Source organism: Paenibacillus cymbidii, assembly GCF_004764705.1.
Taxonomy (GTDB): Bacteria; Bacillota; Bacilli; order Paenibacillales; family NBRC-103111; genus Paenibacillus_AN; species Paenibacillus_AN cymbidii.
In genome coordinates this window covers 484,435-505,463 of the sequence record NZ_SHLX01000001.1, presented here as the reverse complement: position 1 = coordinate 505,463, position 21,029 = coordinate 484,435, and the positions used below count along the sequence as shown (strand labels likewise).

The 21,029-nt window shown below is 59.3% G+C and carries 21 protein-coding genes; 1 reads left to right on the top strand and 20 read right to left on the bottom strand.

Annotated elements, in window-relative coordinates:
- Positions 1–20: 20 nt before the first annotated feature.
- The 5 genes from dprA to EXY20_RS02165 all read right to left on the bottom strand — a co-directional run bounded on the left by dprA (position 21) and on the right by EXY20_RS02165 (position 4,344).
- Positions 21–1,154, bottom strand: coding sequence for a DNA-processing protein DprA (gene dprA / locus EXY20_RS02185; protein WP_135547130.1), 1,134 nt, complete (start codon positions 1,152–1,154; stop codon positions 21–23).
- Between the two features lie 96 nt (positions 1,155–1,250).
- Positions 1,251–2,183 carry a succinate--CoA ligase subunit alpha gene (gene sucD, locus EXY20_RS02180; RefSeq protein ID WP_135547128.1) on the bottom strand — a complete coding sequence of 311 codons (933 nt, stop codon included), beginning with the start codon at positions 2,181–2,183 and terminating at the stop codon, positions 1,251–1,253.
- A gap of 24 nt (positions 2,184–2,207) precedes the next feature.
- Positions 2,208–3,374, bottom strand: coding sequence for an ADP-forming succinate--CoA ligase subunit beta (gene sucC, locus EXY20_RS02175; RefSeq protein ID WP_135547126.1), 1,167 nt, complete (start codon positions 3,372–3,374; stop codon positions 2,208–2,210).
- Between the two features lie 341 nt (positions 3,375–3,715).
- Positions 3,716–3,976: a hypothetical protein gene (locus EXY20_RS02170; RefSeq protein ID WP_135547124.1), complete on the bottom strand. Its 261-nt coding sequence runs from the start codon at positions 3,974–3,976 to the stop codon at positions 3,716–3,718.
- Between the two features lie 119 nt (positions 3,977–4,095).
- The gene (locus tag EXY20_RS02165) at positions 4,096–4,344 is read right to left on the bottom strand and encodes a DUF3889 domain-containing protein (RefSeq protein WP_135547122.1); all 249 of its coding nucleotides are present in this window, start codon (positions 4,342–4,344) and stop codon (positions 4,096–4,098) included.
- A 293-nt stretch (positions 4,345–4,637) separates the two neighbouring features.
- Between EXY20_RS02165 and EXY20_RS02160 the strand changes: the two genes are divergently transcribed.
- Complete coding sequence (locus EXY20_RS02160) at positions 4,638–6,203, top strand: YifB family Mg chelatase-like AAA ATPase (protein ID WP_135547120.1); 1,566 nt, start codon at positions 4,638–4,640, stop codon at positions 6,201–6,203.
- A 26-nt stretch (positions 6,204–6,229) separates the two neighbouring features.
- Here EXY20_RS02160 and EXY20_RS02155 read toward each other — a convergent pair whose 3' ends face one another.
- The 15 genes from EXY20_RS02155 to smc form a co-directional block, all read right to left on the bottom strand.
- Positions 6,230–6,628 (bottom strand): YraN family protein, encoded by a 399-nt coding sequence (locus EXY20_RS02155; RefSeq protein WP_135547118.1) that lies wholly within the window; start codon positions 6,626–6,628, stop codon positions 6,230–6,232.
- Positions 6,625–7,005, bottom strand: coding sequence for an EscU/YscU/HrcU family type III secretion system export apparatus switch protein (locus EXY20_RS02150; protein ID WP_135547116.1), 381 nt, complete (start codon positions 7,003–7,005; stop codon positions 6,625–6,627). The genes EXY20_RS02155 and EXY20_RS02150 overlap by 4 nt, the downstream gene beginning before the upstream one ends.
- On the bottom strand, positions 7,002–8,774 hold the full coding sequence (locus tag EXY20_RS02145; RefSeq protein ID WP_135547114.1) for a hypothetical protein: 1,773 nt from the start codon (positions 8,772–8,774) through the stop codon (positions 7,002–7,004). Before EXY20_RS02145 ends, EXY20_RS02150 begins: the two co-directional genes overlap by 4 nt.
- 38 nt (positions 8,775–8,812) lie before the next feature.
- Positions 8,813–9,421 carry a ribonuclease HII gene (locus EXY20_RS02140; protein ID WP_135547112.1) on the bottom strand — a complete coding sequence of 203 codons (609 nt, stop codon included), beginning with the start codon at positions 9,419–9,421 and terminating at the stop codon, positions 8,813–8,815.
- Between the two features lie 510 nt (positions 9,422–9,931).
- A complete protein-coding gene (gene ylqF / locus EXY20_RS02135) occupies positions 9,932–10,798 on the bottom strand; it encodes a ribosome biogenesis GTPase YlqF (RefSeq protein WP_135547110.1) in 867 nt (288 codons plus the stop codon).
- Between the two features lie 44 nt (positions 10,799–10,842).
- Positions 10,843–11,442, bottom strand: a complete 600-nt coding sequence (gene lepB, locus EXY20_RS02130; protein WP_407944884.1) for a signal peptidase I — start codon at positions 11,440–11,442, stop codon at positions 10,843–10,845.
- An 81-nt stretch (positions 11,443–11,523) separates the two neighbouring features.
- Positions 11,524–11,865, bottom strand: coding sequence for a 50S ribosomal protein L19 (gene rplS / locus EXY20_RS02125; protein ID WP_135547108.1), 342 nt, complete (start codon positions 11,863–11,865; stop codon positions 11,524–11,526).
- Positions 11,866–12,011: 146 nt separating this feature from the next.
- On the bottom strand, positions 12,012–12,845 hold the full coding sequence (gene trmD, locus EXY20_RS02120) for a tRNA (guanosine(37)-N1)-methyltransferase TrmD (protein ID WP_135547106.1): 834 nt from the start codon (positions 12,843–12,845) through the stop codon (positions 12,012–12,014).
- Entirely contained in the window at positions 12,842–13,366 is a 525-nt protein-coding gene (rimM, locus tag EXY20_RS02115) for a ribosome maturation factor RimM (RefSeq protein WP_135547104.1), read from the bottom strand. The genes trmD and rimM overlap by 4 nt, the downstream gene beginning before the upstream one ends.
- A gap of 108 nt (positions 13,367–13,474) precedes the next feature.
- Positions 13,475–13,708 (bottom strand): KH domain-containing protein, encoded by a 234-nt coding sequence (locus tag EXY20_RS02110; RefSeq protein ID WP_135547102.1) that lies wholly within the window; start codon positions 13,706–13,708, stop codon positions 13,475–13,477.
- A gap of 21 nt (positions 13,709–13,729) precedes the next feature.
- Complete coding sequence (rpsP, locus tag EXY20_RS02105) at positions 13,730–14,002, bottom strand: 30S ribosomal protein S16 (RefSeq protein ID WP_135547100.1); 273 nt, start codon at positions 14,000–14,002, stop codon at positions 13,730–13,732.
- Positions 14,003–14,081: 79 nt separating this feature from the next.
- A complete protein-coding gene (ffh, locus tag EXY20_RS02100; protein ID WP_135547098.1) occupies positions 14,082–15,461 on the bottom strand; it encodes a signal recognition particle protein in 1,380 nt (459 codons plus the stop codon).
- 22 nt (positions 15,462–15,483) lie between these two features.
- Positions 15,484–15,837 (bottom strand): YlxM family DNA-binding protein, encoded by a 354-nt coding sequence (gene ylxM, locus EXY20_RS02095; protein WP_135547096.1) that lies wholly within the window; start codon positions 15,835–15,837, stop codon positions 15,484–15,486.
- A gap of 368 nt (positions 15,838–16,205) precedes the next feature.
- Entirely contained in the window at positions 16,206–17,207 is a 1,002-nt protein-coding gene (gene ftsY, locus EXY20_RS02090) for a signal recognition particle-docking protein FtsY (RefSeq protein WP_135547094.1), read from the bottom strand.
- Positions 17,208–17,253: 46 nt separating this feature from the next.
- Positions 17,254–20,835 (bottom strand): chromosome segregation protein SMC, encoded by a 3,582-nt coding sequence (smc, locus tag EXY20_RS02085; protein ID WP_135547092.1) that lies wholly within the window; start codon positions 20,833–20,835, stop codon positions 17,254–17,256.
- Between the last annotated feature and the right edge of the window lie 194 nt (positions 20,836–21,029).

The window sequence follows — 21,029 nt, the reverse complement described above, 5'->3', positions numbered from 1 at the left end:
TCATGGGCTAACCGATTGCTCTATATCACGATATAGGATGAACCGGGTAACTGGGCGATCCTTTTTTTCAAAGTTAAAGATAACAGAATTGCATGCAAATGTCCAAAATTTGTTTGACTCGCTTCCAGCAGCCGGTCGATGGTCGTCGGTTCAAACGAAAGCAGCCGGTAAATGCGCGCTTCGTCCGGACTCAGCGGCATCCGCTCCAGCTCGGCGATTTCGCTGTCCTTCTCCCCTGCCGGACCGTTCTTGTCCTCCCTATCGTTTACCGCCGGCCGCCGTTTGTATACGCTTATAATGTCTACCGCCGAAATGGCGATCATCGCTTCCCCGTCACGCAGCAGCTGCAACGTGCCCTTGCTCTTCGGCGACGTAATCGGACCGGGCACGGCGTACACTTCCCGTCCTTCTTCGACCGCCTTGCGCGCCGTAATCAACGAACCGCTTTTTTCGGAGCCTTCAATCACAAGCGTTGCCGGGCACAGGCCGGCGATAATGCGGTTGCGGAGCGGGAATAATCCGGCCTGCGGCGGCGTGCCGTACGGGTATTCCGACACAATCAACCCGCGCTGCTCCACTTCGCGGTAGAGCGACGCGTTCTCCGGCGGATAAATGCGGTCGATGCCGCAGCCCAGCACGGCGATCGTGCCGCCGTCTTCCTGCAGCGCGCTGCGATGCGCCGAACTGTCAATGCCGCGCGCGATGCCGCTGACGATGCAAAGCCCGGCCGCGGAAAATTGCCGCGCCATGTCGCCGGCCACCTTGTGGCCGTACACCGTTGGCGTTCGCGTACCGACGACGCCGACAAGCGGTCGGGCAAGCAATTCCCGGCGGCCTTTCAAATAAAGCACCCAGGGAGGCGTCGTCGTCCGCTCGAGCAAAAACGGATAATCGTCGTCGGCAATCGTCATAATGTCTACCCCGGCGGCGCGGTAACGTTCCAGCTTTGGCGCCAGCCACCCGGCGTTCAGGCAAGATCGAATCGTTGCCGCCGTATCGGCACGTACGCCGAGTTGCACCAATTGTTCCGCCGATTGATCCTGCACGGTCGCCCAATCGGTCAAATGGCCAAGCACCCGCAGCAACGTCATCCAGCCTACTCCCTCCATCTCGTGCAAAGCAATCAGCACACTGCGCGCATCCAAACGTTCCATCATCAATCTCTCCTTTGTTTTATAAAATAAAAACAACCTCCCAGCTCCAAAGTGGAGTTGAAAGGTTGCTTACCTTTTCGGGCCTTGCTTATGCGATTACTTCTTGGTAATGCACTTTTCGAGCAAGCCTTTGTCTTCGAGTACGCTGACGAGCGTCGAGCCCATTTCCGACGGGGTTGGCGCAACTTTGACGCCGCAAGCCTCAAGCGTTGCCACTTTCTCTGCCGCCGTGCCTTTGCCGCCGGAGATGATCGCGCCGGCATGGCCCATGCGTTTGCCCGGAGGCGCCGTTTGGCCGCCGATGAAACCGACGACAGGCTTCGTCATGTTCGCCTTGATCCACTCTGCCGCTTCTTCTTCGGCCGAACCGCCGATTTCGCCGATCATAATGACCGCGTACGTATCCGGATCTTCGTTAAACAGCTTCAAAATATCGATAAATTCCGAGCCCTTGACCGGGTCGCCGCCGATGCCGACTGCCGACGATTGGCCGATGCCGCGTGTCGAAAGCTGGTGAACCGCCTCGTACGTGAGCGTTCCGCTGCGCGAAACGACGCCGACATGGCCCGGCATATGGATGTAGCCCGGCATGATGCCGATTTTGCACTCGCCCGGCGTTATGACGCCCGGACAGTTCGGTCCGATCAGCACGGTACGTTTGCCTTCCATGTAGCGCGACACTTTCACCATATCGAGCACCGGAATGCCTTCCGTGATACAAATGACAAGATCGAGGTCGGCGTCGACCGCCTCCATGATCGAGTCTGCAGCCGCTGCCGGCGGAACGTAAATGACCGATGCCGTCGCGCCTGTCGCTTTGACGGCTTCCACTACCGTATTGTAAACGGGAAGCGTCTTGGTCGTGCCGTCCTCGAGCTGAAAGTCGACGTTCATGCCGCCTTTGCCCGGCGTCACGCCCGCTACCATTTGCGTGCCGTAGTCGAGCCCGCCTTTTGTATGAAACATGCCGGTTTTGCCGGTCATATTTTGTGTGATGACTTTCGTATCCTTGTTGACCAAAATACTCATCGTTTATTCACACCCTTATCTGGTTTAGGCTTGTTTTACTTTCGCGACGATTTTTTGCGCGCCGTCCGCCATCGAATCGGCGGCGATGATATCGAGGCCGGATTCGTTCAATATTTTTTTGCCGAGCTCCACGTTCGTGCCTTCCAGACGAACCACCAGCGGACGGGTCAGGCCGAGCTGACGGGCCGCTTCGACAACGCCGTTGGCAATAACGTCGCAGCGCATGATACCGCCGAAAATGTTGACAAAAATGCCTTTGACCGCTTCGTCGGACAAAATGATTTTGAACGCTTCGGTTACTTTCTCCGTCGTCGCGCCGCCGCCTACGTCAAGGAAGTTGGCCGGTTCGCCGCCGTAATATTTGATGATGTCCATCGTCGCCATCGCCAGACCTGCGCCGTTGACCATGCAACCGATGTTGCCGTCGAGCGCGATGTAGCTGAGGTCGAATTTGGATGCCGCAATTTCCTTCTCGTCTTCTTCGTCCAGGTCGCGCAGCGCGACAATATCTTTATGGCGGAACAGCGCATTGGAATCGAAATTGAGCTTGGCGTCAAGCGCCATTACATTGCCGTCGCCGGTAACGACGAGCGGATTGATTTCGGCAATGGAGCAGTCCTTGTCAACGAAAGCCGTGTACAGCGCGGTCATGAACTGAACCGCCTTGTTTACGAGCTCGCCTGGAATGTTAATGGCATAAGCAAGCTTGCGCGCCTGAAATGGCTGCAGCCCGATTGCCGGGTCGATCACTTCTTTGAAAATTTTCTCCGGCGTATGAGCGGCCACTTCTTCGATTTCCGTGCCGCCTTCTTCCGAAGCCATCATGACGACCCGGCCCGTGCCGCGGTCCACGACGACGCCGACATAATATTCCTTCTTGATATCGCAGCCTTGTTCGATCAGCAGCCGTTTCACTTCTTTGCCTTCCGGACCGGTTTGGTGCGTGACGAGCGTTTTGCCGAGGATGTCGCTGGCGTATGTACGCACCTCGTCCAAACTTTTCGCCACTTTCACGCCGCCCGCTTTGCCGCGGCCGCCGGCATGAATTTGCGCTTTGACTACCACTACCTTCGTTCCGAGCTCCTTCGCCGCTTCTACTGCTTCCTCCACGGTGAAAGCGACTTTCCCTTCCGGTACCGCAACGCCGTATTGACGCAGAACTTCCTTGCCTTGATATTCATGGATGTTCATTGAATGTGCTTCCTCCTATCTTCATGTACGAACCGATCCGAAATACCGCAACGCCGGTGGGGCTGACCGCCAGCCAACCGGTTGCGCCGCGTATGGACGAGTCCACGTCGAATCGTGGCCCGAACGTACCGCCCATGCAAACCTTCATCATTGTACCACTTTTTTTCGCCCGTTTCCTCCCTTTTTCGTCGAAAACGAACATCAATTTTAGCAGAAATCGTTCGAAAATCGAGAACGATGGCGACTAATCTCATTGTCCGGGAAATGAATTTGAACGGAGGGCCGCCCGTTGCGCGGAGCGCGTTCGTTCGCATGCAACCTGCGCAACGGACGGTGGCGGGTCAAAACAACGTTGACGTCGTAGGCGTCTGTACGCGCGGTTCCTTCTCCGCCTGCTTCAAAAACCGCTGCTCATTTCCGGCAAACCCGCACACCCGGCATTGAATCGTCGGCTCCGCATCGCTGACGGGGACGGTGTCGCCCGTTTCCACGATCGCTCCCGTGATGGCATTTTTCATCAGCGGTTGCGTGTACGTGGTCACGAGTTGAAACTTGACCCGGTTCGACCGGCAATTCGGGCAAAAATACGGCTGCTCCAGCATACGATCACCTCGAACATCAGTATTGCCAAATTCGGCCACATTCAACAGCGCGGCAAGCGGAAACGAGCCTATATATAATGAAGCAACACGTCGAAATGGGGCCAAATTTCCGGCGCGTTTCACGGATCCGTTCGGCGGCAAACGACCGAATCGACCCGCCCGGTTGCCGCTTCAAAACGAATCGAGACGGTGACGCCGAACTCTTTCCCGCCTTGCCGCATCCAGAAATGGAACGATTCCTGCGTTACCGTTGCCGAAACTTGCTCCGCACCCAGGTGCCGGTAGTCAATCAACTCGCCGGCATAACACTTCTGCGCTTCCGCCATGGCCATCCGCCCCCCACTTGGCGTATGCCGGTTCGGCAGCATGAGAGTATGCCCCCGGCGCGAGCGCAAGCAGCAAGGCGAGAACCAACCATTTTCGGATCATGATAAGCCTCCCGTGTCGCTTTATGTCGTTGTTTCCGTAACATTTGCCTTCCTGTTTCCGTTTATACGGCTTTATGCGGCAGGAATTCGGGGACGGATGGCGAAGAATAAGGACATGGGCAAAAAATAATACTGATTCGAATCGGTTTGGTCATAAGGAAGCACCTTTTTCCAAGCGAACGGAACAGACGGTGAAGCCGTTTGTTTACGATGCGGAAGGAGCGTGTTTTTTTGTGTTCGGAAAAGTGTACAGCGCATGTGTGCAAGGAATCGAAGGCAGGCTGATTACCGTCGAAGTCGATATCGCCAGCGGGCTGCCGCAGTTCGCCATCGTCGGTTTGCCCGACTCGGCCATCCGCGAATCGATGGAGCGGGTACGCGCCGCAATCAAAAATTGCGGCTTCTCCTTCCCGATGCAGCGCATCACGGTCAATTTGGCACCGGCCGATGTGCGCAAGGAAGGAGCTTCGTTCGATTTGGCGATTGCAGCCGCCATTCTGGTCACGAGCGGACAAGTGCCGGCGGAGGCGATAGCGGAGACGCTGCTGATCGGCGAGCTGGCGCTGGACGGTGCGCTGCGGCCGGTCGCGGGGGTGTTGTCGATGGTTGACGAAGCGCGACGCTCGGCGCTGTCCAGCGTCACGCTGCCGGCGCTTAACGCGCGGGAGGCGTCGCTGATCGGCGGCATTCGCGTGCGGCCGCTGCGCCATTTGCTCGAGCTGACCGGCGAAGAGGCGGTGCCGGCTGACGAACGCGCTTTCCGCGCGGCGGACGGGGATGTCGCGGCCGCGGCGGCGTCGGGAGCCGGATTCGGCGAAGCTGCGCTCGATTACGCCGACGTGTTCGGCCAACTGCATGCGAAGCGCGCATTGACGATCGCGGCTGCCGGCATGCACAATATCATGCTCGTCGGCCCGCCGGGCACGGGCAAAACGATGCTCGTCCGCCGGCTGCCGACCATTCTGCCGGAACTCGATGATGAGGAGGCGCTTGAAGTAACGAAGCTGTACAGCGTTGCCGGCAAGCTCGGCGGCCGTTCGGGTTTGCTTCGGCAGCGCCCGTTCCGCGCGCCGCATCATACGATATCGGCGGCGGGGCTTGTCGGCGGCGGTTCCGTGCCGAAGCCAGGGGAATGCAGCCTGGCGCATCGCGGCGTGCTGTTTCTTGATGAAATGCCAGAGTTTTCGCGGCAGTCGCTCGAAGTGCTGCGCCAGCCGCTCGAGGATCGCCATATCACGATCGGGCGGGCGCGAGCCGTGTTCACCTTCCCGTCGCACGTGCTGCTTGCCGCTTCGATGAATCCGTGTCCCTGCGGTTATTACGGCGCCGAAACGCCGGAACGAAGCTGCAGCTGCAGCCCGCATAAAGTGGCTCACTATTTGTCTCGCTTGTCCGGTCCGCTGCTCGACCGCATCGACATGCAGGTCGATGTGCCGCGCATCGGCTTGGACGATTTGGCTGCCGTTTCGCACGGGCATACGTCGCTGTCTTCGGCGGAGATGCGCGCACGCGTCGAGGCGGCCCGCGCCATGCAGCGCATGCGCTATGGCAGCGGCTTGCTGCCGTTCAACGGCGAGCTCGGCGGCCGTCAGTTGCGTCGCCATTGCAAGCTGGAGCCGGGCGTGGAGAAAATGCTGCAGTTGGCGTTCCAGACGCTGGCGCTGAGCGTTCGGGCACACGAGCGCATTCTCAAAATCGCCCGCACGATCGCCGATTTGGAAGGCAGCGACATCATTCGAATGCCGCATGTGGCGGAAGCGCTGCAATACCGCAGCCTGGATCGCAAGCCGCTGCTGTGAATGAGGCGCGCGTAAGCGCGTGGTAATCAGAACGCCATCTTCACATGGCGCAGCTCGGCCACCTCGCCGTTGTCGCCAAGCGTGACGGCAATGACGTCGAAACGGACCGCACATCCGTGCTTGCCGTTAAGATGAAGATACGCAAGCGCCGTATCCCGCACCTGCCTGATTTTGCGCGCGTCGACGGACTCCAGCGGCGTGCCGAATGTACCTATCCGCCGCCGCGTGCGCACCTCGACGAACACAAGCGTATCGCCGTCCTCCGCCACGATATCGATTTCGCCGGTGCGGCAGCGCCAGTTGCGATGCAGCGTCTTGTAACCGAGCCGCTCGAGATGGCGCGCCGCCGCCGCTTCGCCGCTCGCGCCGGTGCGCTTGCGGGCATCGCGAACCGCCGGTTTGGCGGTGCGTCCGCGTTCGTTCATGGTTCGTTCCTCCTCGCCGACAAGCGTTGATCGGAACGGTAAATGAACGATAAAATTTCCGCCACCAGGTTGTACAGCTCCGGCGGAATTTCCTGATCGATGTCAAGCTTGGACAACACTTCGACCAGCGATGCGTCCTCTTGCACCGGGATGCCGTGTTCTTGCGCCTTTTTGACGATGGCGTCGGCGACGATTCCTTTGCCTTTGGCGACGACGACCGGCGCCGTGTTGCGTTCCGGCGTATAGCGCAGCGCTACAGCCTGTTTTGGCGTCTGGTGCTGCGGTTGCGACTGCTGCGTCGGCAGCGATGCGGTCGGTGAAATGGACGGAGCAGCCTCGGTCTTGCGGGAGCTGCCGCGACGGTCGCGATCGTTCATATGCGCATATCCACACCTTTATAAGGCTTTGAACGGTACAAGGAGCGATCGACGACCGGCGGAACGGCGACGGTATCAGCATCGACATCGGTGGGGTCCGGTTCCGGAAACGGCGAACATTTCAGCGACAAAAATTGAAACCCCGCTCCGGCCAATCCGCTCGTAATTTCTTGGCGATGCGATTCGAGCAGCTCGCCGGCAAGCGGATGGTCATTATGCACGTGCAAGGTGACGATCCGATTGTACACATGGACGTCGACGAGCGTTTGGCCGAGCGCCTTCATCCGCAGGTCGAACAACAGCCGGCAATTGTCGGCGTCAAGCTCGCCGCGTTTTCCTTTGCGCGTCTGGATGTGCACCGCTGCCGCCTGTTCTCCCGTCGCCGTATCGTAGAACGGGATCGACAGCGTTACATGCGCCAGCATGCCGTTGCGGTCGCCGGTCAGCAGCAGCTGCTGGCCGGTGATGTGCTGCAGCGCCTGCTGGGCGCTCTCCTTGATCGTCTCCGGCACGCCGTCGGTTGCGGCCAACACGAGCAGCGCCGATTTCAGCGAATCGCTTGCGGCCTGGGCATGCTGCGGCGTGCTGCCGGAGGCTTGCTGCGCTTGCGGTGATTGCGGCGCATCCTGTTCGCCGGGCGCGCCCGGCAGCAGCGACTGCGGCAATCGTGCGGCCGGCGCGTCGTCCGGCAGGCGCACGAGCTGCCGCTCATGGCCAACGCCAAGCGCCTTCAGCAGCTTGCCGATCCACGCGCCGCCCGCTTCCGCTTCGGCGGGAGCCGCCGGCAGCGCAGCAGGTGCCGCTTGCGGCGGCGCTTCGCCGCTGCGCTGCGCGACTGCCGCCCCCGGCTCCGCCTGCGGTGCCGTTGCCGGCGATGCCGGCGCTTGCGGCATGCCAGCGGCCCCTGCCGCAGGAGCCCCCTGCGGCAGTTGCGCCGGAGACGTGCCTGACTGCAGCGGCTGTGCGGCGACCGCCGGAGAAGCGGCCCCGGCTGCCGTTGCTTGTGGCGCAGCCGCTGTCGCAGGAGCCGGCGACTGCGACGGCTCGTTCGGCTGCGCCGCCGCCGTGAGCTGCTGCTGCGCTTGCGCTGTCAGGCGCAGCACGCCTTGTGCCTGCTGCGCCGCTTGCTGCAGCGCTTCGCGCGCTTGTTGCGGCAGCTGCGGCGCCGTTTCGTCCTGGCGGAGGGCGTTTGCCGCCAGCTGAACGAATTCGCCGAGCTGCTTGGGCAGCGGCTCGCCGAACAAGACGCGGTGCAGCGCCGCCGTCGTTTCGGCCGTGAGCGGCAGCCCCCGGCGAACCGCGGTAAGTGCAGACTCCCGCCAAGCGGCCGGATCAATGCCGGCAGGTGCTCCTGCCGCAAGCTTGACGAAGCTTTCTACCGTTTCCTTCGTGGGCGCGACACCTTCCCGGTGCAGCTGCTGCAGAAGCTGGCGGTGCTCCGGTTGGTCTTTCATCCCGAAGCTTCGCAGCAACTGGGTGACGGTATCGCCATCGATCGGCGTATCGGCCGCATCCAGCGGCTTCATCACGATATGCTCGGGCGAAGATTGCGGCTGCACTTGCAGCAGTGTCGACTGCCCTTGCCGCAGCGGCGTCTCCAGCTTCGCTTTTACGTGCACGCCGCCGATGTTCAGCAATGCCTCCTGATCGCTTAGCAGCTGCAGCACGATGCCTTTGACAATTTGCCCCACTTTCAGCTCCAGCGCTTTCCCTTCGTCAAGCGGCTTGGTTTCGCCGACCAATCCGCGCAGCAGTTGCCCGATATTCATCGCTATTTCCCTCCTTTGCGGTCAATCTCTTCCATATCTTAGAAGAGTTCCTGCTGTTCGTACACGATGTTGCCCAGAAACGAACGCCGGTGCATCGGCGACGGGCCGAGCGAAGCGATGCGTTCGCGGTGCAGTTTGGTTGCGTAGCCTTTATGTATCGCAATGCCGTATTCCGGATAAGTGAGATCCCATTCCAGACATTTGCGGTCGCGCGTCACTTTGGCGACGATGGATGCCGCTGCAATCGACTGGCTGAGCGCATCGCCATGAATAACAGCCAACTGCGGCAGCGGACTGTCCACCTTCTCGGCGTCGACAAGCAAGTAGTCCGGCTGCGGCGACAATTGCGCCAGCGCCTGCTTCATCGCCAGCCGCGCCGCTTGTTTGATATTGATCCGGTCAATGGTTGCGCTGTCGACAAAGGCAATGCCAACGCCGAGTGCAACTTCCATGATTTCATCGTACAGCCTGTCCCGCTTCTTCTCCGATAGCTTCTTGGAGTCGTCGATCTCCTCCATCACAAGCCCCTGCGGCATAATAACCGCTGCGGCCACCACATCGCCGAACAAACAGCCGCGGCCGACTTCGTCGATTCCGGCGATGCTGCACACACCTTGTTCCCATAACTTGCTTTCGTAATCCAGCATCCTGTCCCTTCCTCTCGTGCCCCCATTATACCCCACCTCCGACAAACGGAGCCAGCACAAAATGGCCGGGGCCCTCGCGAAGTGTATTCGAGACAGTCAAGTCGCCAACCGGAATAAAAAAACACATCAATTTGAACGTTCCCGTAATGATGGTTTATATCTCGAGCCAGCGAACCGCAGAAGCTAATGTGGAGATCGCACGAACAGGAAAAAATAGGCCATAAAAAATGGCTTATTCCCCCTATTTCAGGAACTGCAACGAAAATAGCCAGTGAAAACACTGGTTATTTCGCGCAAATAACCCCAATCGGGGCAGGTGGACGCGAATACCCAGTGAAATCACTGGCTATTTTCCGGCGGCGGCCCATTTTAGAGCAGATAGGCAATAAAAAATGGCCTATTTCGCAATCTCCTTCCCGTTCCGCGTTTTCCGCCCTGAAACTTACCATCAAACAAAAACAAAAAACGCCCGCCCGACTTAACGGGAGGACGCCTGTACCCTACTATCCTTCACTCGCCCGGACGCTCGAAGCTGATCCGGCCCAACTTGCCGGCTCGAAGCTCGCGCAGCAGCAGCGTCGACGTTTTGCCCAAATCGACTCGCCCGCCCGACAACAAGCAGCCGCGCTTGCGCCCGATCGCCTCCATAACGGCAACGACCTCTTCGGCGCCCCTGTCAGGCCCCGGCAGCTCTTCCAGCGCGAACCGCTCCTTCATCGTTGCACCGTAATGCAGCGACATGTACTTCACGGCATAAAAAGCGATCTCTTCGATTTGCAAAATTTCTTCCTTGATCGCCCCTGTCGCCGCCAGCCGGTAACCGACCATCTGGTCCTCGAACTTCGGCCACAGAATGCCCGGCGTATCCAGCAGCTCGGCTTCACCGCCGATTTTGATCCACTGCTGCGCTTTAGTCACGCCCGGTTTGTCGCCGGTTGCGGCAATTTTGCGCCCGGCCAGCCGATTGATTAACGTCGACTTGCCGACGTTGGGGATGCCGACAATCAGCGCGCGAATCGCCCGTGGCGTAATACCCTTGCGCACCTGGGCGGCGATTTTGTCCTCAAGCAGCGTGCGGCACTGGGGTACGATCTGGTTGATCTGATGTCCGCTTACCGCATCGATCGGCAAGGCAGCCAGCCCTTGCTCGCGAAAAAAAGCGACCCAAGCGGCAGTCGCGCCCGGATCGGCCAGATCGGATTTATTGAGCAGCACGAGCCGCGGCTTGTGCCGGAGGATGTCGTCGATCATCGGGTTGCGGCTGGATAGTGGGATACGTGCATCGAGCAATTCGATCGTCACATCGATCAGCTTCAGCTTCTCTTCGATTTGCCGGCGGGCTTTGGTCATGTGCCCGGGAAACCATTGAATGCTCATCCGTACCACCTCATGCATGGCGCCGCATCCAATTGCAACGTATGCTAACTGTGATGCTTCACCAATTTTATTTTGTCGAGCGGCCAGAAAATCAGATCGGCGCGGCCGACGATTTTGCCGTACGGGACCGGACCTACCGTATCGAGCACACGGCTGTCCGAACTGTCCGGCCGGTTGTCGCCCATCGCGAAGATGGTGCCTTCCGGCACTTTGTAATCGCTGAACGGACCGTTGTACACGCCGCCGCCCTTCTTGCTGTATTCCTCGACGGCTTCCTTTATGTAGGGCTCATCCAACTCTTGGTTGTTGATATACACTTTGTTGCCCGCGATTTTGATCGTTTCGCCAGGCAGCGCAATGACGCGCTTGATATAGTCTTTCCCTGTTTTGGCGTGGAATACGATCACTTCGCCGCGGTGCGGCTTGCGGAATTCGTACACGAGTTTATTGACGATGAGTCGTTCGCCCGTATAAAAGTTCGGCTGCATCGACGGTCCGTCTACGATGAACGGCGCAAACACGAAATAGCGGATAATGAATACCAGCGCGGCCGCAATGGCGATCGCTTTGACCCATTCCCAAATTTCGTTCTGCGCAGAGCTTTTTGGCGTCACGGATTGATCTTGTTCCATAAACTTCGTCATCGCCTTTCTGTTCCTAGGACGAACCGACCCGAATAAACCAGTACGAAAAAGGGGCTTGATACGCAAGCCCCTCGCTGATGCTTATCGAATTTCTTGAATTCTTGCCGCTTTGCCGCGCAAGTTGCGCAGGTAGTAGAGCTTCGCACGGCGAACTTTACCTCGGCGAGCCACTTCGATTTTATCGATTTTCGGCGAATGCAGCGGGAACGTTCTTTCCACGCCGACGCCGTATGAAATTTTACGAACGGTGAACGTTTCGCTGATTCCGCCGCCACGACGCTTGATAACTACGCCTTCGAACAACTGAATCCGTTCGCGCGAACCCTCGATAACTTTCACGTAAACTTTCAGCGTGTCGCCTGGGCGAAAACTCGGAATGTCTTGGCGAAGCTGTTCCTTCGTAATTTCTTGAATGATATTCATCGGGACTCCCTCCTTCCACTCGGGTGTTCATGCGCGTAATGGGCCGCGTGCGTGCGGGCCGGATGCGTAGAGGACCACCGAAATAACATAAAATGAACACAACAGAAAGAACTATACCATATCTCGCCTGCAAAAACAAGAGTCGGTTACTCGGAGTCCGACCCGGCATCCTGTTCGCGCAGGCGGTCCCATTCCGCGATCAGCTTGCGTTCCTTGTCGGTAAGCGGCGCATCTTTCAGCAGCTCCGGCCGGCGCGAATGCGTGCGGGCCAGCGACTCCTGACGACGCCACTTCTCGATATTGTCGTGATGCCCCGAAAGCAAGATGTCCGGCACGGGCCAGTCACGGAATATGGCGGGGCGCGTGTAGTGCGGATGCTCCAGCAAGCCGGTGCTGAACGAGTCCGCAACGGCCGATTGCTCGTTGCCGAGCACGCCGGGCAACAGCCGCACAACGCTGTCGATGACGACCATGGCCGGCAGCTCGCCGCCGGTCAGCACGTAATCGCCGATCGACAGCTCGTCGGTCACGAGAAACTGGCGAATCCGCTCGTCGTAGCCTTCATAATGCCCGCAAATGAACACCAGATGCTCGGCGCCGGCCAGTTCCTCCGCTTTGCGCTGCGTGAACGGTTCGCCTTGCGGGCACATCAGGATGACGCGCCTGCCGCCATCCGCCGAATGTTCCGCGGCCAAGTCGCCCGCACCCGCTGTTTCCGGCTTTTCTCGCTCGTCCCGGGACGTTTCAGCCTGCTCCAGCACATGCTCCACCGCGGCAAAAATCGGTTCCGGCTTCAGCACCATGCCGCCTCCGCCGCCGTAAGGCGCATCGTCGACCGTGTTGTGCTTGCCCACCGCAAACTCGCGGAAATTGAGCGTATGCAGCGACACGATGCCTTTGTCGCGGGCTTTGCCGAGAATGCTGGCGGCGAACACGCCGTCGAACATGTCCGGAAACAGCGTCAGCACATCAATCCTCATCCGTCGATCAAACCTTCCATCAACCGAACCGTCACCGTTTTGGCCGCGATGTCGACCGAAATCAGCACGTCGTCAATGACGGGCAGCAGCACCGGTTTGCCTTTCGGCCGCTCGACGACCCAGACGTCGTTGGCGCCCGGGGACAATATTTCCGTAATCGTGCCCAGCTTCTCGCCGTCTTCGGTGACAACGTCGCAGCCAACGATCTCGTGATAGTAATACTCGTCTTCTTCAAGCTCGAGCAAATCTTCTTCCTTCACCTTGAGCAGCCAGCCTTTGTAAGGCTCCACCAAATTAATGTCGTCGATCCCGGCGAAATGCACAAAAAACATGTCCTTGTGCTCGCGCGCCGTCTCCACCGTCACTTCCACCTGGCGGGTCAACGATGGATCCACCAGCACGAGGCGACTGCCTTTGGCGAAGCGCACATCCGGGAAATCCGTCTGCGAAATGATTTTGACATCGCCGCGAACCCCGTGCGTATTGACGAGTTTGCCGACGTTGTACAATTTGCCGCTCATTATGTACCTCCTCCTGACAAACAAGACAACCCCACATCGTGGGGCAAACCTGAGCAACGTGCACAAAAGGGCCAGGATTCCTCCCGCCCCTTGTGCTTGTTCGTTCCGTTACGACATGATGTCGACGGAGACGCGTTTACTTTCGTTCTTGACGGCAGCAGACGTGACGACCGTGCGCAGCGCCTTGGCGATGCGGCCCTGTTTGCCGATGACTTTGCCGACATCCGACGGATGTACGGTAAGCTCATAGGTCACGACCTGTTCATCTTCCCTGACGTTCACGCGGACGTCTTCCGGATGATCGACCAACGCTTTCGCAATAACGGTTACGAGATCTTTCATACCTACCTCCGCTCACAGAAATTACTTCTGTTGTCTGAGCTCATGGAATTTCGTCATGATGCCGGCTTTGCTGAACAAACTGCGAACCGTGTCGGAAGCTTGCGCTCCCGTTTGCAGCCATTTCAACGCTTTCTCTTCGTCGATGCGTACTTCAGCCGGTTGTGCAACCGGGTTGTACGTGCCGATTTCCTCGATAAAACGCCCGTCGCGCGGGGAACGGGAATCGGAAACGACCAGACGGTAAAATGGAGCTTTGTGAGCGCCCATACGTTTCAAACGAATGCGAACTGCCATTGATTTCACCTCCCGTATCGAATTTCAGCTTGAGGACCGCTGTTTCATGAGGCTAATGCTGCCGCGGTCCGACCCCAACTCAGCCGAACGGAAACTTGAAGCCTTTGCCCATTTTGCCGAGCAGGCCTTTGCCGCCGCCCTTGAGCCCTTTCGGACCAAGCATGCCGGAAAATTGCTTCATCATCTTGCGCATTTCCTCGAACTGCTTGATCAGCCGGTTCACTTCCTGCAGATTCGTGCCGCTGCCCGCCGCGATCCGCTTCCGCCGGCTCTGGTTGATGATTTCCGGCTTGCGCTTCTCTTCGATCGTCATCGACTTGATGATCGCCGTCACGCGGCCCATCTGCTTGTCGTCGACCTTCATGTCCTTGACGCCCTTCATCTTGTTCATGCCGGGCATCATGTCGAGCAGTTGGTCGAGCGGACCGAGCTTCTTCACCTGCTCCATCTGCTCAAGGAAATCCTCGAACGTAAACTCCGCCGTGCGCAGCTTGCGCTCCATCTCTTTCGCCTTGTCGGCGTCAATCGTTTCCTGCGCCTTCTCAATCAGCGTCAGCATGTCGCCCATACCGAGAATGCGCGATGCCATCCGCTCCGGATGGAACGGCTCCAGCGCGTCGGTCTTCTCGCCGGTCGCCGCGAACTTGATCGGGCAGCCGGTGACCGCCTTGACCGACAGCGCGGCGCCGCCGCGGGTGTCGCCGTCGAGCTTCGTCAGCACGACGCCGGTCAGCTCCATCTGCTTGTTGAAGCTGTCGGCTACGTTGACCGCATCTTGGCCGGTCATCGCGTCGACGACAAGCAGCACTTCGTCCGGATCCGTTTCGGCACGAATCCTCTTCAGTTCGTCCATCAGCGCTTCGTCGATATGCAGCCGGCCCGCCGTATCGATGATGACGTAGTCGTTGCCATGCTCCTTGGCGTGCGCCAGCCCTTGCTTCGCGATGTCGACGGGATTCACCTTGTCGCCAAGGGCGAACACCGGCGCCTTGATTTGCTCGCCGAGCACCTGCAGCTGCTTGATCGCCGCCGGCCGGTAAATGTCGCAGGCGACGAGCAGCGGGCGGTGATTTTGCTTGAGCAGCATCTTCGCGAGTTTGCCGGATGTCGTCGTTTTGCCCGCGCCTTGCAAACCGACCATCATGATGACCGTCGGCGGCCGGTTCGAGCGCGCCAGCTTGCTCTGCGTGCCGCCCATGAGCGCCGTCAGCTCTTTGTTGACGATGTCGACGACGACCATGCCGGGGGTGAAGCTCTTCATGACTTCCTGCCCGATCGCGCGCTCCTTGATCTTGGCGACGAAATCCTTCACGACCTTAAAGTTTACGTCCGCCTCCAGCAGCGCGAGCCGCACTTCACGCAGCGCCTCGTTTACGTCGTCTTCGGACAGCTTGCCTTTGCCGCGCAGCTTGCCGAACACATTCTGCAGCCGATTGGCCAAACTTTCGAACGCCGCCATATCCGCTTCACCTCCGGTGGAATTACTCGATGCCGCGAAGCTGCACGATCCACTCCCGGACCTTGGCCGGCAGCGTCGTCGCGTCCGCCGACTCCATCTCCCGATAAATATGCCCGCGCCGTTCATGCTTCTGCAGCAGCTGCAGCTTCGTTTCGTATTCTTCGAGCGCTTGTTCCGCTCGTTTGATATGCTCGGAAACCGCCTGCCGGCTGATGCCGAACACGTCCGCGATTTCGCCGAGCGAGAAGTCGTCGTGAAAGTAGTACGTCAGAAACGTCATTTGTTTATCTGTCAGCAGCTTCCCGTAAAAATCGTACAACAAGTTGATCCGATTCGTCTTGGCGAGCACCAGATCGTGTTCTGCTTGTTCCGCCACGATTCTCACATCCCTGTAAGAGGTCGTTCAAAAAGTCGTCTTTTGATCACGAAGCTTAATCGGGAAGCGTATTCGGCATCGAATCTTGCGTTCACCTTCGAAGTCCGTTGCTCATTTAGGATCTGCCTAAACTCCGCTACTCCTTCTTCAGGTTCTCGCAACCTTCTCGGTGCTGAAAAGCCAACTTTTTGAACACACACTGTAAAGGAAAAATGCTTGACACTCGCATTAGTCTAGAACAGTTTACCCGATCGAATCGGGGATGTCAAGCGTCGGAGGTTGACAGCTGTTGCCCGGACTTCTTTCCCCATTCGACGAAAATCCGTCCCGCGACCTCCGCCGCTATCGGCCTGGACGCCAATCGCAGCTTACTCCGTGCCCGAAGGCTGCTCCGATTCTTCCGTGATGAGCCCGGCGAACAATGCGTGCACGAACTGCTCCGAATCGAACACTTCGAGATCGTCCATCTTCTCGCCCAAACCTACGAACTTGACCGGCAAGTTCAGCTCCTGGCGAATCGCCACGACAATGCCGCCTTTGGCCGTGCCGTCAAGCTTCGTCAGTACAATGCCGGTCAAACCCGCCTTGTCGCCGAACAGCTTCGCTTGGCTGAGCGCATTCTGGCCGGTCGTCGCATCGAGCACGAGCAGCGCTTCGTGCGGCGCGTCGGGAATTTCGCGGCGAATGACGCGGTATATTTTGTTCAGCTCTTCCATCAGATTCACTTTGTTCTGCAGCCGGCCCGCCGTGTCGCACAGCAGCACGTCGACGCCGCGCGTCTTCGCCGCTTGCAGCGCGTCGTACATGACCGCCGCCGGATCGGAGCCCGCTTGCTGCTTGATCACGTCGACGCCGACGCGCTGGCCCCATACCTCAAGCTGCTCGATTGCGCCCGCGCGGAACGTATCCCCCGCCGCCATCAACACCGACTTGCCCTGCTGCTTGAAGCGGTGCGCCATTTTGCCGATCGTCGTCGTTTTGCCGACGCCGTTGACGCCGACGAACAGAATCACGGTCAACCCTTCCGGCGCCAGACGCAGCCCGTTGTTTTCGTCGCTCTTCAGCAGCAGCGTCAGCTTCTCGGACAACACCGGCCGCAGCTCGGCGGCGTCCTCGATCCGACGCTTGCGCACCTCCGCGCGTAAATCTTCGATCAGCTTCATAACCGTCGTCACGCCGACGTCCGAAGCGATCAAAATTTCTTCCAACTCCTCGTAAAACTCGTCGTCGATTTTTTTGCGCCGCAGAATGAGCGACTCGACCCGTTCGACGAGCGCGTCGCGTGTTTTGCTCAGCCCGTCCTTGAACTTGTTCGTCACCGCCTCGGTCTTGCTGGCGATGCTATCTTTCAGCCGTTTGAAAAAACTCATGGGCCCCTCCGACTCGTTCTATAATTAACCACGCGAATAATTAACCTTATGCAGAAACGGGCTCGTTCTCCTCCGCTTCGTCCAACCGCACCGACACCAGCTTCGATACGCCGCCTTCCTCCATCGTGACCCCGTACAGCACATCGGCTTCTTCCATCGTACCTTTGCGGTGCGTAACGACGATGAACTGCGTCTGATGCGAAAATTCGCGCAAATATTCGGCGAACCGCGACACGTTCGCTTCGTCCAGCGCCGCTTCGACTTCGTCGAGGACGCAGAACGGCACCGGCTTGACGAGCAGAATCGCGAACAGCAGCGCGATCGCCGTCAGCGCCCGTTCGCCGCCGGAGAGCAGCTGCAGGTTTTGCAGCTTCTTGCCGGGCGGCTGGGCGACGATGTCGATGCCCGTCTCGAGCGGGATGTCCGGCTCGGACATGATCAGATCGGCGCGCCCGCCGCCGAACAGCTTGGCGAATACAACGACGAAGTGCGAACGGATGGCGTCGAACGTCGTTTTGAACCGGCGCGACATCTCGTCGTCCATCTCGCGGATAACTTGATACAACGAAGCCTTGGCCTCGAGCAAATCCTGCTTCTGCGTCGACAGAAACTCGAAGCGTTCGCTGACGCGGGCGAACTCCTCGATGGCGCCGAGATTGACGCTGCCAAGCGAAGCGATTTCGCGCCTCAGCTCGCGTACCGACGCCTGCGCCGCCGGCACGTCCTCCGGCACCGGATACCTCTCCTTCGCCAGCTCGAAGCTGAGCTCGTACTCTTCCCCCAGCTTGCGCAGCACGTTGTCGAGCTCGACGTCGAGCCGGCCGAGCCGCACTTCCGTCTGGTGCAGCGCCTCCTCGACCGCCTTCAGCGCCACGCGCTGCTCGCGGGTTTCGTTCTCTTCCTCTTCGAGCTTGCGCACCCATTGCGCCCGTTCGGCGCGTTTCAGCTCCGTTTGTTCGGCGCAGCTCGCCTTTTTCAGCTTCAAATCGTTCAGTTGCTCGATTTGTTTCACCGTGTCGCGTTCATTGGCGGCCGCTTCCCGCTCCAGCTGCGCGTACAGGCGTTCGCTCGCCGTCAACTCCTCGACCAGCACGCCGTGCTCCGCGCGGAACCGCTCCTGCTGCTCGGCAAGCGACGCTTTCTCCTGGGCGGCGGCGGCGATTTTCACCTTGAGGCCGGTGAGCTGCTCCTGCAGCTCGTCCCGCGCCGCTTCGCTCGCCTTGCGCGCGTTTTCCGCCGCGCGGATGGCGCGCTGCTGCTCCTTCTCCTCGGCGGCAAGCCGTTCCAGCGTTTCCGCCGCCGCCGCCTTTTTCGCTGCCAGCGCTTCCGCTTCCCGCTTCAGCTCGTCGCCGTCCTGCGAAGCGAGCTCAAGCTGTTCGCGCATCGTGTTCATCTCGCTCTCGAGCGGTGCGAGCGACGCCGCATACTGCTGCTCCTCGATACGCTTGCGTTCGCCTTCCTGGCGCAGCTCCTCCTGCTTCGCCTGAATCGCGATCAGTTCTTCCTTGAGAGCGGCAAGTGTCTTCCGCAGTTCGCCCAGCTGCTGCTTCGACGAAGCGATCTCCTTGTCCAGCTCCTCGATTTGCCGCTGCCGGCCAAGCAGGTTGGCCGACTTCTTCGTCTGGCTGCCGCCGGTCATCGAACCGCCGGCATTGACGATATCGCCTTCGAGCGTAACGACGCGATATCGGTATTGGCACTTGGCCGCGATCCGGTTCGCGTCTTCGAGCGTCTTTGCCACGATGACGTTGCCGAGCAAACTGCCGGCAATGTCGCGATACCGCGAGTCGAAGCGAATGAGATCGACCGCTACGCCGACGAACCCTTCCGCGGACGACACCGACCTGCGTTCGCTTTCGGACAAGCTGCGGCCGCGAATGACGTCGAGCGGCAGGAACGTCGCCCGTCCCAGTTGCCGCTTCTTGAGGAACGCGATCGCCGCCCGGCCGTCGGCTTCGTTCTCGACGACGACGTGCTGCAGCGCGCCGCCAAGCGCTGTCTCCAGCGCCGTTTCCACTTCGGCCGGCACCTGGATCAGCTCGGCAACCGCGCCGTGAATGCCGCGCAAGCCGTCGGCGCGGTTTTTGGCCTTCAGCACTTCGCGTACGCCGAATTGAAAGCCTTCGTAATCGTTCTGCAAATCTTTCATCGTATCGCGCCGCGACACCGTCGCTTCCAACTTCTGCTCCCAGCGGCGAACAGCAGCGCTCGTATCTTCCAGCAGCGCCTGCTTATCCTTCGCTTTTGCCGACAGCGCGATATACGCTTCGCGCACTTGCTCGATGTCGCGTGCGGCTTGCTTAAGCTTGCGATCGAGCTCGACTTTTCGCTTCTCCAGCTTGTCCCGCTGCTCGTCCCACTTGATATGCTCGTCGCGCACCCGCTCGCCGCGCCGCTGCAGCGTCTCCAGCTGCTGCTCGGCATACCGGATCTCGTTGCGGCTTTGCGCCATCTTGCTCAGCGTTTCCAGCAGGTCGCCGCGCAGTCGTTCCTCCGCTTCTGCGCTGATGCCGCCGCTGACACCGAGGAGCCGCTCCTCCTCCGCGCGCAGCTCGCGCTCGAACGCCGCAAGCTGCTCGGCCACGGCCGCCATTTTGCCGATGAACGCTTCCCTGTCGTTTTCCTTGTCCGCCACCCGCTTTCGCTGCGCCGCGATCGTCGTCTCGAGTTGGGCGATGTTGGCCGTCGTATTGCGGCTGCGCTCCTTCAGCACTTCGCCCAGGCCTTCGCATTTCTCGAACTCTTCGCTAAACGTCAGCAGCAGTTGCTGCAGCTTCTCAAGCTCGTCCTCGAGCCGGCGCGTCTCCCAGCGGTGCGTCTCGAGCTGGGCGTCGTGCTGGCCGACGATCGTCGCCAGCTCCAGCTGCCGCTGCTTTTGCGTCTCCGACAGCGTCGTCGCATCCGTCCATTGCCGATGAAACTGCTCGATCTGGTGCACATACATCGAAATTTCGACGCGCTTGAGCTGCTCTTTGAGCTCCTTGAATCGATGCGCCTTGTCGGCTTGCTCGCGCAGCGGCTCGACCTGGTCTTCCAGCTCGGAGACTAGGTCGTGGATTCGCAGCAAATTTTGCTCCGTTTCGGCGAGCCGCTTCTCCGCTTCCTTCTTGCGCGACTTGTATTTGACGATGCCGGAAGCTTCCTCAAAAATGCCGCGCCTGTCCTCCGACTTCGTACTGAGAATTTCCTCGATGCGTCCTTGCCCGATGATCGAATACGCTTCCTTGCCGATCCCGGTGTCCATGAACAGTTCGGTAATATCTTTCAGGCGGCATGCCTGTTTATTGATGAAATATTCGCTCTCTCCGCTTCGGTGCACACGGCGGGTGACGGTTACTTCATGAAAATCAAGCGGCAGCGATTGCGACGTATTGTCGAGCGTCAGCGACACTTCGCCGAAGTTGACCGGCTTGCGCGCGTCGCTCCCGGCAAAAATAACGTCCTGCATGTTGCCGCCGCGCAGCGACTTTGCGCTCTGCTCGCCAAGCACCCAACGGATGCCGTCGGAAATATTGCTCTTGCCGCTGCCGTTCGGACCGACGACCGCCGTAATGCCTTTGACGAACTCGAGCTCCGTCCGATCCGCAAACGATTTAAATCCCGCCAGTTCGATACGCTTCAGAAACAACCGTCTCACCTCCCCGCTATTGTAACATATTTTCATGGACAAGTTGAGACGGCCCCAAGTCGCCTTTTTGCCCCGCCCCGAGGCGGAAAAAGCGTGAATTCGCTCGAATGCCGGCTCCGCTCCCGCCCCTCGCCCTGTTTGAAACATCGCCAATCGCGGCATTCTCCTCTTCACAGCTAACCCATTTCCTTCCG